Genomic DNA, 14,767 nt, shown 5'->3' on the forward strand with positions numbered 1-14,767 from the left:
GCATAAAACGAGAAAGATACTGCCTGATTATTCAGACAGTATCTTTTTCATTCTAGTTTCTTAAAAGTAATTGGGCGCTTGTAAAAAAAGATGCTCTTTATGATTGAAAGGTAAAATCATACAGGTAGTATCTTCATAAGGCTGGGAAGCAGAAATAGATTTAAAACCCAGTTTTTTATAAAATTCAGGATTAATATCTGAAAACAAGAAGATGCCTCGGGCACCCTGTTCTTTGAATTTTTCAGATACCTCTTTCACAAGTTTTGATGCATACCCTTTTCTGTATTGATCTTCACAAGTAGCAACAGAACCTATGCCAAAACATTCTTCTGGTAAATTAAAGAGATTTTCATAAATAATAAGCGATGAAACCGGTTTACTCTCTTTTTCTAGAATATACCAACTACCCTGCTGATATTTTTCGCTTTCATGACATGCTTTCAAATAGCCTTCTTTAGACAGCCCATCTCCCCAGGTACTAAATCCCATCAGAAAGATTTCATCCCATTCTGATAGAGTTCCTTTTCGAATATTTATGTTTAAAAACCTCTATTCAGAAAAAGAGCTCACCAGTATTTCTGGCGAGCTCGCTTTACTCAAACAAATACAAACTCTTCTTCTGTCAGACTCATGGTACTTTCTGCTCCGGCCATGATAGCAGCCTTGTGTGCCTGAGCCCTTGGCAACAGTCGATCAAAATAGAACTGTGCCGTTGCCACCTTTGACTTATAGAGAGGATCCGTTGAACCTTCGGCAATTTCTCTCTGGGCGACATTGGCCATTTGCATCCACAGATAACCCAGAATGACATAACCAGAGTACATCAGATAGTCTACAGAAGCAGCGCCCAGCTCGTCCGGATTAGACATTGTCTTCTCACCCACATGCATGGTGATTTCACCCCACTCCTTGTTCAGAGCCTGCATAGGCTCGATGAACGACTGAAGACTTTCATTATCACTATTGGCTTTACAGTACTTGTGAATCTGCTTGGTGACACTGGCCAGCAGAGCTCCCTGGCTGCCCATCACTTTTCTGCCTAATAGATCCAGAGCCTGAATGCCGGTTGTGCCTTCGTAAATCGTTGATATACGGCCATCTCTGACTATCTGTTCCATGCCATGTTCAGAGATATAACCATGTCCACCAAATACCTGCATGCCCAGATTTGTCACTTCCTGAGAAATCTCTGTACAGAACGCCTTGGCAATCGGGGTTAGCATACCCAGCAGGTCTTCAGCCTGTTTTTTCTGTTCTTCATTACCATAATTCTCATGGTCCACCAGCTGTGCCAGCCAGTAAACAAAAGCCCGGGAACCTTCCGTAAAGGCTTTCTGGGTCATCAGCATTCGGCGAACATCGGGATGAACAATGATGGGGTCAGCCGCTCCATCTGGATTTTTAGGGCCTGTCAAAGAACGCATCTGCAGACGTTCTCTGGCATAAGTAATGGAACCCTGCAGCGAGGCTTCTGACATGGAAAGCCCCTGCAAAGCCGTACCCAGACGGGCAGAGTTCATCAGCTTGAACATGATATCCAGACCTCGACCTTCTTCTCCCAGAAGAACCGCACGAGCACCGTCATAATTCATGACACAGGTAGCAGACCCTTTCAGCCCCATTTTTTTCTCGATCGAGCCACAGGTGATGTGATTAAACTCTCCTTTGGAGCCATCTTCTTCGATCCAGTATTTGGGAGCAATGAACAGCGAGACCCCTTTGGTCCCTTCAGGCGCTCCTTCCACCCGAGCAAGAATGGCATGAACGATGTTATCGGTCAGATCCTGTTCACCACCGGAGATGAAAATTTTGGTACCCGACAAGGTATAGGTACCATCGCCATTAGGCTTGGCTTTGGTACGCAAGAGACCCACATCTGAACCACAGTGAGCTTCTGTCAGACACATGGCCCCAGCCCACTCACCGGTCAGAATCTTTGGCAGATAACGTTGTTTCTGTTCGTCAGTGCCTCCATTCAACAAACAAGTAACCGGAGCCAGCGCCAGACCTGTGTACATGTTGAATGCCCAGTTGGCTGAACCCGCCAGCTCTGAAACACAGGCACCGACTGAGTTGGGAAGCCCCTGTCCACCGTCTTTTTCCGGTACTCCCAGTGCTTGCCAGCCGCCTTCACCCCAGAGTTTAAACGCTTCTTTGAAGCCGGTAGGCGTTGTTACCTGACCTTCATCAAAGCGACAGCCTTCTTCATCACCCACCTTCTGCAGAGGATGCAAAGTGTTCTCTGCAAACCTTGCTCCCTCTTCGACGATAGCGTTCAGCAAATCAGGTGAAACCTGCTCACAACCCTCAAGACCAGCATAGTGCTGCTCAGAGTTCAGCAGATCATTCAAAACAAACTGGATGTCACGCAGTGGCGCTTTGTACTCGGGCATATCTCAGTCCTCAGATACTGTCTTCCGTGAATCTCTTATCGCTCATGGCGGATAAGGCTCATGGCGGATAAGGCTCATGGCTGTTTTTCCATTCAGAAGCTGCTTGAAATCAGGGAAAGAGTTTCTGGAATGGAAATTAAGACGATTGTTCGAATCTTTATGAGGTGAACTCTAATAGAAAGACCTTCCCCGGCAATACTCCATTTGCACTAGGGAAAAGTCTGGGGAAGATTGTGATTTCATCCTGAAAGGCTAAGAGAGACGCCATCCATTAATTTTGGATGGGATACCCGTTTCTCTCAGAGGTTACTCAACGCCAGGCAAGGCATTCTGATCCATACCCCCGGCCAGAAACTCAATCAGAAACTGAGCCTGAAGACCAATATGTTCAGTCGTCCAGATCTCAGGATCCTGACGGCACTGCTGATCCCATCGAGCCACAGTATGGATGACCATGGACCCCATGAAAGTCAGTCGGGCGTAGAGTTCTTTAACGCTTAGTTGCGGCAATATAGTCCCAAATGCCTCGGTCATACGAACCAGTGAGCTACTCCTGGGAGTATCCATCGCTACGATCTGCTGATTGCCTCGCTGGAATAGCTGACTAATCAGACTGATGTATGAGCTCTCTTCCCTGGACGCCTTGAGATGATCCATATAAGGAATCACCAGGACTTTAACCAGATCTCTGGTAGTCGGCGGTGATTCCTGATTTAGAGCTTCATCAAGCATTTCGTGACGCTTTTGATTGAGAGGGATCATCCGGTAATCCAGGATGGCGTTTATCAATCCGGCCCTGTCACCAAAATGGTACTGAACGGCAGAATTATTTTTCTGTCCTGCGGCCCTGGCTATTTCACGATCTGAAACAGCATCTAGCCCTCTCTCGGCTATTAGCTTTTCCGCTGCCTTTACCAGCGCTTCCTTAGCGTCTGTCAGCTGTATAATTGCATTCATAATGGTGCCATGAAGATTAAGTTAATTAACTTAATTAAATTACTTACTTTAATATCATTTAAATAAAAACTGGTCAGTTCAGTTATATAGGCTGCCAGTTGTCAAAAGCCTGTCTATATTATCTCAATTATTTGCATTGAAATGCTGACCATTAAAACCCTTTTCCCATTCTAAGTGGTGGGATAATGGCAACATTTCCTGCTCAAGCTGTTTGAAACAACTGTGCAAAACCCCTTAAATCGAACGCCAGTTTAACATCTGTGGCCTTTGCGGGGCGAACTCCACTTGGAGCTGAAGTTTTAATTCTACTGCATCGGTTAAAAAATGGATTCCAAATTGATAAGCATAAAAAATGGGGTACACCCAGCACTTTTTAGCGTTTGTCGGTCACTCATTTTATTGTTTGCCTTACTATCAGGCAGTACCGAAGCAGCAATTCCGGGTAAGATTCATCAAATCTGGATTGGTGAAAGACTACCCGAATACCTGCATATCATCAGCCAGAGTTTTAAAAAGGTCAAAGGTTGGGAGTATAACCTGTGGCGAGCCACTCAGAACAACTTTTTCGAACGGAATGGAAAAATCACCCGACATATCTGGACCGAGTCAGAATATACAACGGAAGAGTACTACATAAATGAACTTTTTGATAACGAGCATTCCACGATTTTAGCCATCCTGGAGCGCAATAAAACGTCCAAAGATAATCACCTTGCCAGCCTGGGTGACATCCTGAGGTATCGGATTGTCCATGATTTTGGTGGGTTTTACTTCGACATGAAGTTCGAGCTGCTCAATCCGGACGAACTTGCAGACCTGATTACACAACCTCTTTACAGTCTTATAACTGCCAACGAGTTCGCATTTTCGGGCTATCAAAAAAGCTACCTCAGCAATGGTTTTTTTGCCGCAGAGGCCAATCACCCGGCGCTGTCTGGAATGCTGCTCTCTATGCACTTACTGGAAGAAAAAATTGTCTGTTCAAAAGTCGATATTTATGGCCCGGGCTTTTTCTTGCTGGAGATAGAGAGCTGGTACAGAGGAGCAACTTCTGAACAAAAACTGGGCTGGCTAATGCTTCCCCATACAAAAATTTATCCCTATATAGACTGGGCTCCAAGGGAACAACAATTTTCTGCTAACACCTCGCCGGCTGAAAACGCCATGAAATTAAGGGAAGCAGGATACGACTTTTGCGTTTCTGAGGCCGACCCCGAATACAAATTCCCTCAGATGTATTTAAAAGAGATGCAATTCCTGACAATCCCTGGCAAATCAGGACTCTTTTACCGCTATCCGTGCAATTTATACCCTGACGCCATTGCCATCGATCATTTTGATTATGGCAGTTCATGGAATAGTCATAACCGATACGCCGGCAAACACCGATAATCCTTTCCTCTTCTACAAAACGCTCCCTTTCGACAATGGGCATTTACGTTTACTCTGAGAAGTGAAACACTATCGCCTGACCGATCTCATACTGTGCGGTTGTTTACCCAATGACTGTCAGTTCAGGCGTATATCCGGGAAACCCTCCCGGGCAGTAGCTAACGAATTAGAAATGTCTATGGCCATACAATGCCTATAGTCTAAAAATAATATAATCAAAGAGACGTTCGATGAGTTACCTGACATTCAACTTCAATCTGGGTGAAACTAATGACATGCTGCGAGAGCAGGTCAAACAGTTTTGCGACAAAGAAATCGCGCCACGAGCCCAGGATATCGACAGCAGCAATCAATTCCCTATGGATCTCTGGCAGAAATTCGGAGATATGGGCCTGCTCGGCATAACGGTAGAAGAGGAATACGGTGGTTCCGGCATGGGTTACCTTTCTCATGTCATTGCCATGGAAGAGATCAGCCGGGCTTCAGCATCGGTAGCGCTCAGTTATGGCGCTCACTCCAATCTGTGTGTTAACCAGATTAAACGCAATGGCAACGAAGCCCAGAAGCAAAAATACCTTCCCAAATTAATCAGTGGCGAGCACATCGGTGCACTGGCCATGAGTGAACCCAACGCCGGATCTGATGTTGTCAGCATGAAGCTGAAAGCGCAGAAAAAAGGCGACAGATACATTCTGAATGGCAATAAGATGTGGATCACAAACGGTCCCGATGCCCACACTTATGTGATTTATGCCAAGACCGAACCCGAGAAAGGCTCCCGTGGTATCACTGCGTTTATCGTAGAACGTGATTTCAAAGGTTTCTCCCGCGCACAAAAACTCGACAAACTTGGCATGAGAGGCTCAAACACCTGTGAGCTGGTGTTTGAAGACTGTGAAGTCCCTGAAGAAAACATACTGGGTACTTTAAACGAAGGGGTAGCAGTCCTCATGAGTGGGTTGGATTATGAACGGGTTGTTCTGTCCGGTGGCCCAACCGGTATCATGCAGTCCTGCATGGACATCGTGACCCCCTACATTCATGACCGTAAACAGTTTGGTCAATCCATCGGCGAGTTTCAGCTGATCCAGGGCAAAGTGGCCGACATTTACAGCCAGATGAACGCCAGCAAATCATACCTCTATGCGGTTGCTGCAGCCTGTGATCGCGGTGAAAGCACCCGTAAAGATGCTGCAGGTGTCATTCTCTATTGTGCTGAACGTGCTACTCAAATGGCACTGGATGCCATTCAGATTCTTGGTGGCAATGGCTACATCAATGACTACCCAACAGGCCGCCTGCTCAGAGACGCCAAACTTTATGAGATTGGTGCCGGCACCTCAGAAATTCGTCGCATGCTGATAGGCAGAGAACTGTTCCAGGAATCTCGCTAACAGCGCCATGCAGCATTGCAGCTCTATCCAGTAGCAATGCTGCAAAATAAAAATAATAAATCTGAAACAGCCGTGGCCTGATCTGCTATTTATCCTCAGTCAGCTCAGAGCCATGAGCCAAAGAAACGGTTTCATCACAGGCGATCGATATGCCCGTATTATCTTCAAAAGTGGCACCCGACAGTCCCGAATTCCACAAGAACCGGCAACGTATGCAGGCTCTGGTAGATCAGATCAATGCTCGTTTTGAGAACATTGCCCAAGGCGGTAGTCCGAGATCCAGAGAGAACCACATTGCCAGAGGCAAACTGTTAGCCAGAGATCGTATAGCGCAGCTGCTTGACCCAAACTCCCCCTTTCTTGAAGTCGGTCGTTTTGCCGCCGCCGACATTTACGAGAATGATGCTCCCTGTGCCGGTGTTGTCGCAGGTATAGGCTTCGTTGCTGGCATCGAATGCATGATCGTGGCCAACGATGCCACTGTGAAAGGGGGCAGTTATTTCCCTCTCACAGTAAAAAAGCATCTGCGAGCCCAAACCATTGCTGAACAGAATCATTTGCCCTGCATCTATCTGGTTGATTCAGGGGGTGCCAACCTCCCCTACCAGGATGAAGTTTTTCCAGACAGGGAACATTTTGGCCGCATTTTCTTTAACCAGGCCAACATGTCTGCCAAGGGCATTCCTCAGATTGCAGCGGTTATGGGATCTTGTACCGCTGGCGGCGCTTATGTTCCTGCCATGGCAGACGAAACCATCATCGTCAGAAACCAGGGCACGATCTTTCTGGCAGGCCCTCCTCTGGTAAAAGCAGCTACCGGGGAAGAAGTCACCGCAGAAGAACTGGGTGGCGCCAAGGTTCATTGCGAGCAATCTGGTGTTGCTGACCATATGGCAGAAAATGATGCCCATGCCCTTGAGCTGGTCAGGCGCTCAATAGGCAGACTGAACAGAAAGAAAAACAACCCCATTCCGGTCGAACAGTCCGTTCCTCCCGTCTATGATCCAAGTGAACTCTACGGTCTGATTCCTTATGACCTGAAACAGAACTACGACGTTCGTGAAGTCATTGCACGCATCGTTGATGGTTCAGAGTTCGATGAGTTCAAGGCCAGCTATGGCAACACTCTGGTTTGCGGCTTTGCCAGAATACACGGCCATCCGGTTGGCATTCTGGCCAATAATGGCGTCCTTTTTTCCGAATCGGCCCAGAAAGGCGCGCATTTCATTGAATTGTGCTGCCAACGACGCATACCTCTGGTTTTTCTGCAGAACATTACCGGCTTCATGGTGGGGTCAAAGTATGAAGCCGGAGGCATTGCCAAAGACGGAGCTAAAATGGTGAATGCAGTCGCCTGTGCAACGGTGCCGAAGCTAACTGTCATTATTGGTGGCAGCTTTGGCGCTGGTAACTACGGTATGTGTGGTCGGGCCTATGACCCCAGATTTTTATGGACCTGGCCCAATGCAAGAATCTCGGTCATGGGTGGAGAGCAGGCAGCTGAGGTATTGGCGCAGGTTAAAAAAGACAGTCTGGCAAGAAAGGGAGAAACCCTTTCAGCAGAAGCAGAAGCAGCCATCAAAACCCCCGTCATTGAGACATATGAACACAAGGGGAATCCCATTTATGCCAGTGCCAGACTCTGGGACGATGGCATTATTGACCCCGCCGACACCCGTGATGTTCTAGGCCAGAGTCTCTCTGCGACCCTGAACGCACCGATCGAAGATACCCGTTTCGGCGTATTCAGAATGTAAAGCAGGGAAGTCATATCATGAGCAACCATCTTATTATCGAAACCGCCAGCAATGGCGTTGCCAGCATCACCATGAATCGCCCGAAAGTGGGCAATGCCTTTAATGCAGAGCTGATCAGTGAAATGATTTCTGCCCTTAAGCAACTTGAAGGTGAAGAGACACGACTGCTGCAACTGAGGGGTTCTGGTAAGCACTTTTCTGCTGGAGGCGACCTCAACTGGATGAAAGATTCGATCAATCTTTCAGAGCAGGACAATTACGACGACGCTCGTACATTATCAGAATTGCTGTACACCCTTAACAACTTCCCGGCCCCTACCATGGCCGTTGTTCAGGGTGCTGCTTTCGGCGGAGCTGTAGGACTGATTTCAGCCTGCGATATTGCTATTGGCAGCGAAACCAGTCGCTACAGTTTGAGCGAAGTCAAAATTGGTCTGATCCCCGCCGTTATCAGCGCCTATGTCGGTCAGGCAATTGGTACCCGACAAGCCCGAAGATACTTTCTGACTGCCGAAGTTTTCTCAGGTATCAAGGCCTTTGAGCTTGAGCTTCTGCATGAAGTGGTTCCAGAGTCTGAGTTGAATGACAAAGCGCAAGCCCTGACTCAACAACTCCTTGAGAATGCACCGGGTGCTAGCCGACTGGCAAAAAGCATGCTGCACAAGGTTCATAACAGACCCATTGATGATGCCTTTGTCGAAATGGCCTGTCGGGAAATAGCCCGTGTAAGAGTATCTCCAGAAGGTCAGGAAGGTTTGGCGTCATTTCTTGAAAAACGGAAACCATCCTGGAGGCAGCCATGAGCGAGAAGAAAGCCATGAGCGAGAAGAAAGCCATGAGCCTGAAGAAAGCCATGAGCCTGAAGAAAGCTATGAGTGTGAATCTCAGCCTCCAACATACCCAACATTTCGATAAAATACTGATCGCAAACCGGGGAGAAATCGCCTGCCGGATTATGCGAACGGCCAAAAAGCTGGGCATCAAAACCGTTGCCGTTTATTCAGATGCCGATTATCAGGCACTTCACAAAACGCTGGCGGATGAAGCTTTTTACATCGGCGCTTCCCCCGCTCAGGAAAGCTACCTGCGCACAGACAAACTGATTGAAGTTGCCCTGAAGTCAGGTGCTCAGGCAGTGCACCCAGGCTATGGTTTTCTGTCTGAAAATGCCGACTTTGCTCAGGCCTGCGAAGAAGCGGGTATTCAGTTCATCGGCCCTGGCCACGAAGCGATCAGAGCTATGGGGTCAAAAAGTGAAGCCAAGGCCCTGATGGAAAAAGCCGGGGTGCCCATTTGTCCCGGCTATCATGGCTCCGATCAGTCTGATGAAATCCTGACTCTGGAGGCCGAACGTATTGGTTATCCATTGATGGTCAAGGCGGCTCTAGGCGGAGGCGGTAAGGGCATGAGGATCATTGAGCAGTCTGGCCAACTTCTGGAAGGCCTGCAGGCAGCCCGAAGAGAAGCCCGCAAAAGCTTTGGTGATGACCACTTACTGTTAGAGTCATATATTTCCAGACCTCGCCACGTGGAAGTGCAAATCTTTTTCGATCAGAACAACGAAGGTGTTTATCTTTTCGACCGTGACTGCTCTCTGCAGCGTCGTCACCAGAAAGTCATAGAAGAAGCACCCGCTCCTGACCTCCCTGATGCCATGCGAAAAAGTATGGGTGAAGCCGCAGTGGCTGCCGGCAAGACCATTCGGTACCGGGGAGCAGGTACGGTTGAGTTTTTGGTCGACGGTGAACGTTTTTACTTCATGGAAATGAACACCCGACTACAGGTCGAGCACCCGGTCACTGAAGCTGTTACCGGACAGGATCTGGTGGAATGGCAACTTGCCATTGCAGCAGGAGCCTCTCTGCCAATGACTCAAGAACAGCTTCAGTGCCATGGTCACGCACTCGAAGCTCGTATTTATGCCGAAAGCCCCGATCACGATTTTCTACCCTCTTCTGGGAAAATCATGGGTTTGCAATGGCCTGAGGCAACGGAAAATATCCGCATCGACACCGGTGTTCAGCAAGGCGACCATATCTCCAGCCATTACGACCCCATGCTGGCCAAACTGGTTGTCTGGGCCGAAAACCGGGATGCCGCTATCGATAAAATGTCCCAGGCTTTGTCCGATTATCAACAGGCGGGTTTAAGTGATAACAGAGACTTTCTGCTGCATCTGGTTACTGAGCCAGCTTTCAGGGAGGCTGAGTTATCCACTCATTTCATTGATCAATACCCACAACCTGAGCTGACTCATGACCAGGTACGGATTGCATTGGTTACAGCAGGCCTCCTTCAGTACGACAAGCTGGCTTACTATGACTCTTTACCAGCAGCTCCATTTTATTCACAAGTAGCTCTGTTTCATGACAGCAAACAACATACACTGAAAATTAATCAGACCTCTTCTGGTTATGACATTCAATTACCAGACGGACAGTGTTTCGCACAAATCGAATCCATTGAGTGGGAACCTGATGACCTAACCGGCAATCTCATTATTGGCCAACAGACGTTTAAATATCGTGCTGCTTACTTGCCTGACTCAAAACTGAAGCTCTTCTTTCAGTCATTCAACATTGAACTGAATCTCTCAGGTCAATGTCTGGCCGCACAGGATGGTTCTGAAGCCATGTCTGCCCCCATGAACGGGACTGTCAGCACTGTGATGGTGACAGAGGGCCAGCACGTCAATGCTGGAACTGCCCTGCTGGTAATGGAAGCCATGAAAATGGAACACACGATTAATGCTCCCTGCGACGGGATTATTGAATCAGTCTTTTACCAGGTAGGCGACAGAGTTGATGCTGGTTCGTCGCTCATGGCGTTTAGGGAGGAAAACGAAAATGCTGCCTGAATCGGTTCGCATTGTCGAAGTGGGAGCCCGTGACGGGCTCCAGAATCTGCCGACGCCTGCTTCTTGGGAAGTCAGGGCTCAACTGGTTGACTTACTGTCTCATTCTGGCCTTAGGCATATTGAAACGGGCAGTTTCGTGTCCCCCAAGTATGTTCCCCAGATGGCGGGCTCGGATCAGGTTTTCCAGTCTATTAACAGACAAAGCAATGTCGTCTATACCGCATTAACGCCCAATCTCAGAGGCATGGAAGATGCTCTTAAATCGGGAGCAGATGAAGCGGCTGTTTTTGCTTCCGCTTCCGAGGGCTTCAGCCAGAAAAACATTAACTGTTCTATTGCCAAAAGCTTGAAGCGTTTTGAACCGGTTATGGAACTGGCAAACCAGCATGATATTCCTGTCAGAGGCTATGTATCCTGTATTGTCAGCTGTCCATACGATGGGCCAACAACACCTCAGCAGGTGGCTGAAGTCACCAGAGAGTTGTACCAGATGGGATGCTATGAAGTTTCTCTGGGAGATACGATCGGTACCGGGACGCCTCTGCTTATTAAAAAAGTACTGGAAGCCTGTGTCCGGGACGTTCCGATGGAACATCTTGCTGCCCATTTCCATAATACCTATGGACAGGCACTGGCCAACATTTACGCTTCTCTTGAGGAAGGGCTGGCTGTTGTGGATTCGGCTGTTGCAGGACTGGGTGGCTGCCCCTATGCACCGGGAGCTTCTGGTAATGTAGCCACAGAAGATGTGCTCTACCTGATGGAAGGCCTGAATATAAAAACCGGCATCCAGATGGACAAGCTTCTGGAAGCAGCTACATTCATCTGCAGTCAACTGGGTATCAGTTCCCGCTCAAACACTGGGTTGGCTCTGGCTTCTGGCTCCTGAACAGCCATAGCTCAAGAACAATAAGACAGGATCGAATATGACGCAGCTCTGGACACCTGACGAGAGCCGGGTTCAATCATCAAATCTTCATGCATTTATTCAGGCAGTGAATGACAAAACAGCCCGAAACCTGACTGATTACCACTCTCTTTATGACTGGAGTATCAGTGACCGTTATGCTTTCTGGGAAAGCCTGGCCAGTTTTGTGGATATCAAATTCCACAATGCACCTGCTACCACCTGCAGAAATGATCAATTGCCAGGAGCACAGTGGTTCCCTGACTCCACCCTCAATTATGCAGAACATATGCTCCGTCACGGCACTGATACAGCCTTGAGCCAAAGCAAAAAAACAGCTCAGGGTAAAAAGGATGCGCTGATTTTTCGGAGGGAGGATGGTCACCGTACTTCCCTGAGCTACAGTGAACTGGTTAAAGCGGTTGTTGCTGCACAAGCCGGACTCAAAGCTGCCGGGGTCGTTAAAGGAGACAGAGTGGCAGCGTTTATGCCCAACTGTCCCGAAACCCTGATCATGATGCTGGCCACTACTGCTCTGGGGGCCATCTGGTCATCCTGCTCCCCTGATTTTGGCATACAGGGAGTTCTGGACCGGTTTGGACAAATCACGCCTAAAGTACTGTTAAGCATTGATGGCTACCTTTATGGCGGCAAGCAGATTCAGTGTCTGGAAAAGGTTCAGTCGATTCAGGAACAGATCCCTTCCATCGAGCAAACCGTCATTGTGCCTTTCCTGAACGGTGATGCAGATATAAGTACCCTGAGCAACTCCTGCTTATACCGCGAGTTTATTGTTTCAGACAGTGATAAACCTGAGTTTGTATCGGTTGCTTTCAATCACCCTCTGTTCATCATGTATTCTTCCGGTACCACGGGTGCGCCAAAATGCATAGTGCATGGCCATGGTGGAACGCTTCTGCAGCATCTGAAGGAATTGTCTTTACACACAGACTTAAAATCAGATGACGCTATCTTCTACTTTTCCACCTGTGGCTGGATGATGTGGAACTGGCTGGTTTCTTCCCTTGCTTTGGGAGCAACAGTCGTTCTCTACGATGGTTCTCCCTTTTATCCTGAACCTCGAAGTCTGATGGATATGGCGGAGGAAGAAGGGGTCAGTATTTTCGGGACCAGCGCAAAATACATTGCAGCTCTGGAAAAAGCCGGGGTCAAACCGGCTGAATCTCATTCTTTACCGAAGCTGAAGACCATACTCTCTACCGGTTCGCCACTGCTGCACGAAAGCTTTGATTACGTTTACAGAGATATTAAAACAGACCTCTGTTTGTCGTCTATTTCCGGCGGTACAGACATTATTTCCTGCTTTGCTTTAGGCTGCCCCATCCTACCTGTCCATAAAGGGGAGCTTCAGTGCCGGGGGTTGGGGATGGATGTGCAATTCGTCAATCCTGAAGGCAAGCCTCTGATGGGAGAAAAGGGCGAGCTCACCTGTCAGACCAGTTTCCCCTCTATGCCTATCGGCTTCTGGAATGATCCTGAGGATGAAAAGTACCACAGCGCCTATTTCAACCAGTTTCCCGGTGTTTGGGCTCATGGTGACTTTGGTGAACTGACAGAAAATCAGGGTGTCATTATCCATGGTCGTGCAGATGCCGTTCTGAATCCAGGGGGAGTGAGAATCGGTACCGCTGAAATTTACCGGCAGGTAGAAAAAGTGGTGGAAGTTCTCGAAAGTATTGCCATTGGCCAGGAATGGGACGGTGATGTCAGGGTTGTTTTGTTTGTTAAGTTGCGCGACGGCGTTACGTTGTCAGATGAACTGATCCACGAAATCAAAAAGACCATTCGAGCCAACACGACTCCCCGACATGTCCCTGCCGTTGTTTTACAGACTCCGGACATTCCCAGAACCATCAGTGGCAAAATTGTTGAGCTGGCCGTCAGAGACGTAGTCCATAACAAGCCGGTTGCCAACACCGATGCCCTGGCAAACCCGGAAGCTCTGGACTACTTTCGAGAACGACCTGAACTCATGAATTAAAGCGCTGTCTTTGAATTGTGAGCTGCCGCCTGTCAGGCGGCAGGTTTTTCAGTGTACCTTGGATGCCACCTGATCGACCGGGGCACCAACCACGAACTGATACAGGTTTTCGTAGGATTCCCAGACATGGGATCCGAACAGTGGATCCGGGGTCTCTTTCAGAGTTTCACTCACCAGTTTAAAATCTTCTTCCGTCAAAATGGCTTTCATAGCCGGAATCAAAACCCTGTTTTCCTTCTTGATGTGGGCTCTTTGCAACTCAACGTATTTTTGATAATCCGCCAGAAGCTGGTTAACTGGGATGATCTGATCCATGGTAAGTGCGCTGAAGCGTTCTATCAGACTGGTGGTCAACTGATGTATTTCTTCATGTTCAGCTTCTACTTCTTCTATTGCTGAGCGCTGGTTAGCATCGGTCAGTCTGGGACGCAGTCGTGATAATAGTCGGGACTCCAATGGATGATGGAAGCTGTCTGGATAATTATGCAAATAGTCCAGCGCATCAAGGATCAGCCAGACTTTGGGCGTATGCTCACTGTCATCCCTGTAGCCAGACACTTCGTGATCCAGACAATCGAGCAGGCGCAAAAGGTGTTCATGATCCTTCACAAGTCTATCGATCAACAACGACATGGCACTCTTCCTCTATTGTTCTTCTTATTATGAAGTGGCGGTCCTGAAAGAAGTCTTAACAGAGCTTCAAATAATTACGACACTTCAGCCCAAGGCTCTTTAGAGTCATAGAAATGAAAACGCTCTCATAATGCGAAAGTAGAATCTATTCAATTTACAGAATATTTCCAAAAGACTTTCCCATGTCTCAATTGACTCTATTTCAAGCTAACCTACCCAGAATAATTTGAGTAGATATACAGGAGGCTGACCGAGAATAGACAGATCGGCCTAAAATCCAGAAAGAGCGGTTCATTTTTCCGATGAATTTGATTGAATAGGTCCACTATTCGCACAAATCCATCGAAAAAATGGTAACTATTCAGCACCCAGCAAAGGATGATTACCATAATTCTTCAGAGCTATAAGCAGAGCTTCGAAAATATTCTGACCCTGCTTTCTCGCCGATGACACATAACTTCGTATCCGACAGTAA

At 48.0% G+C, this 14,767-nt stretch carries 11 protein-coding genes; 7 read left to right on the forward strand and 4 right to left on the reverse strand.

What is annotated here, in order from left to right:
- Positions 1-60: 60 nt before the first annotated feature.
- The 3 genes from ACR2PX_RS15880 to ACR2PX_RS15890 form a co-directional block, all read right to left on the reverse strand.
- On the reverse strand, positions 61-537 hold the full coding sequence (locus tag ACR2PX_RS15880) for a GNAT family N-acetyltransferase (protein ID WP_434000343.1): 477 nt from the start codon (positions 535-537) through the stop codon (positions 61-63).
- A 59-nt stretch (positions 538-596) separates the two neighbouring features.
- The gene (locus tag ACR2PX_RS15885; RefSeq protein WP_434000333.1) at positions 597-2,393 is read right to left on the reverse strand and encodes an acyl-CoA dehydrogenase C-terminal domain-containing protein; all 1,797 of its coding nucleotides are present in this window, start codon (positions 2,391-2,393) and stop codon (positions 597-599) included.
- A gap of 306 nt (positions 2,394-2,699) precedes the next feature.
- Complete coding sequence (locus tag ACR2PX_RS15890; protein ID WP_434000334.1) at positions 2,700-3,350, reverse strand: TetR/AcrR family transcriptional regulator; 651 nt, start codon at positions 3,348-3,350, stop codon at positions 2,700-2,702.
- A 777-nt stretch (positions 3,351-4,127) separates the two neighbouring features.
- On the opposite strand from ACR2PX_RS15890, the gene ACR2PX_RS15895 reads away from it, so the two are divergent.
- From ACR2PX_RS15895 to ACR2PX_RS15925, 7 genes are all read left to right on the forward strand, one after another.
- The gene (locus tag ACR2PX_RS15895; protein WP_434000335.1) at positions 4,128-4,742 is read left to right on the forward strand and encodes a hypothetical protein; all 615 of its coding nucleotides are present in this window, start codon (positions 4,128-4,130) and stop codon (positions 4,740-4,742) included.
- A gap of 230 nt (positions 4,743-4,972) precedes the next feature.
- Complete coding sequence (locus ACR2PX_RS15900) at positions 4,973-6,136, forward strand: isovaleryl-CoA dehydrogenase (protein WP_434000336.1); 1,164 nt, start codon at positions 4,973-4,975, stop codon at positions 6,134-6,136.
- Positions 6,137-6,285: 149 nt separating this feature from the next.
- A complete protein-coding gene (locus ACR2PX_RS15905; RefSeq protein ID WP_434000337.1) occupies positions 6,286-7,893 on the forward strand; it encodes a carboxyl transferase domain-containing protein in 1,608 nt (535 codons plus the stop codon).
- Between the two features lie 17 nt (positions 7,894-7,910).
- Entirely contained in the window at positions 7,911-8,696 is a 786-nt protein-coding gene (locus tag ACR2PX_RS15910; RefSeq protein ID WP_434000338.1) for an enoyl-CoA hydratase-related protein, read from the forward strand.
- On the forward strand, positions 8,693-10,750 hold the full coding sequence (locus ACR2PX_RS15915) for an acetyl/propionyl/methylcrotonyl-CoA carboxylase subunit alpha (protein ID WP_434000339.1): 2,058 nt from the start codon (positions 8,693-8,695) through the stop codon (positions 10,748-10,750). Before ACR2PX_RS15910 ends, ACR2PX_RS15915 begins: the two co-directional genes overlap by 4 nt.
- Positions 10,740-11,639 carry a hydroxymethylglutaryl-CoA lyase gene (locus tag ACR2PX_RS15920; RefSeq protein WP_434000340.1) on the forward strand — a complete coding sequence of 300 codons (900 nt, stop codon included), beginning with the start codon at positions 10,740-10,742 and terminating at the stop codon, positions 11,637-11,639. The genes ACR2PX_RS15915 and ACR2PX_RS15920 overlap by 11 nt, the downstream gene beginning before the upstream one ends.
- 37 nt (positions 11,640-11,676) lie before the next feature.
- A complete protein-coding gene (locus ACR2PX_RS15925; RefSeq protein ID WP_434000341.1) occupies positions 11,677-13,659 on the forward strand; it encodes an acetoacetate--CoA ligase in 1,983 nt (660 codons plus the stop codon).
- A gap of 48 nt (positions 13,660-13,707) precedes the next feature.
- On the opposite strand, the gene ACR2PX_RS15930 is transcribed toward ACR2PX_RS15925, so the two are convergent.
- Entirely contained in the window at positions 13,708-14,292 is a 585-nt protein-coding gene (locus ACR2PX_RS15930) for a hemerythrin domain-containing protein (RefSeq protein ID WP_434000342.1), read from the reverse strand.
- Between the last annotated feature and the right edge of the window lie 475 nt (positions 14,293-14,767).

The organism is Endozoicomonas sp., from assembly GCF_051008435.1.
Taxonomy (GTDB): Bacteria; Pseudomonadota; Gammaproteobacteria; order Pseudomonadales; family Endozoicomonadaceae; genus Endozoicomonas_A.

Excerpts from the sequence above, each read along its gene's own strand:
- ACR2PX_RS15915 (WP_434000339.1), top strand. The coding sequence starts at position 8,693 with ATGAGCGAGAAGAAAGCCATGAGCGAGAAGAAAGCCATGAGCCTGAAG.
- ACR2PX_RS15890 (WP_434000334.1), bottom strand. The coding sequence starts at position 3,350 with ATGAATGCAATTATACAGCTGACAGACGCTAAGGAAGCGCTGGTAAAG.
- ACR2PX_RS15930 (WP_434000342.1), bottom strand. The coding sequence starts at position 14,292 with ATGTCGTTGTTGATCGATAGACTTGTGAAGGATCATGAACACCTTTTG.
- ACR2PX_RS15910 (WP_434000338.1), top strand. The coding sequence starts at position 7,911 with ATGAGCAACCATCTTATTATCGAAACCGCCAGCAATGGCGTTGCCAGC.
- ACR2PX_RS15920 (WP_434000340.1), top strand. The coding sequence starts at position 10,740 with ATGCTGCCTGAATCGGTTCGCATTGTCGAAGTGGGAGCCCGTGACGGG.
- ACR2PX_RS15925 (WP_434000341.1), top strand. The coding sequence starts at position 11,677 with ATGACGCAGCTCTGGACACCTGACGAGAGCCGGGTTCAATCATCAAAT.
- ACR2PX_RS15905 (WP_434000337.1), top strand. The coding sequence starts at position 6,286 with ATGCCCGTATTATCTTCAAAAGTGGCACCCGACAGTCCCGAATTCCAC.
- ACR2PX_RS15895 (WP_434000335.1), top strand. The coding sequence starts at position 4,128 with ATGAAGTTCGAGCTGCTCAATCCGGACGAACTTGCAGACCTGATTACA.
- ACR2PX_RS15900 (WP_434000336.1), top strand. The coding sequence starts at position 4,973 with ATGAGTTACCTGACATTCAACTTCAATCTGGGTGAAACTAATGACATG.
- ACR2PX_RS15885 (WP_434000333.1), bottom strand. The coding sequence starts at position 2,393 with ATGCCCGAGTACAAAGCGCCACTGCGTGACATCCAGTTTGTTTTGAAT.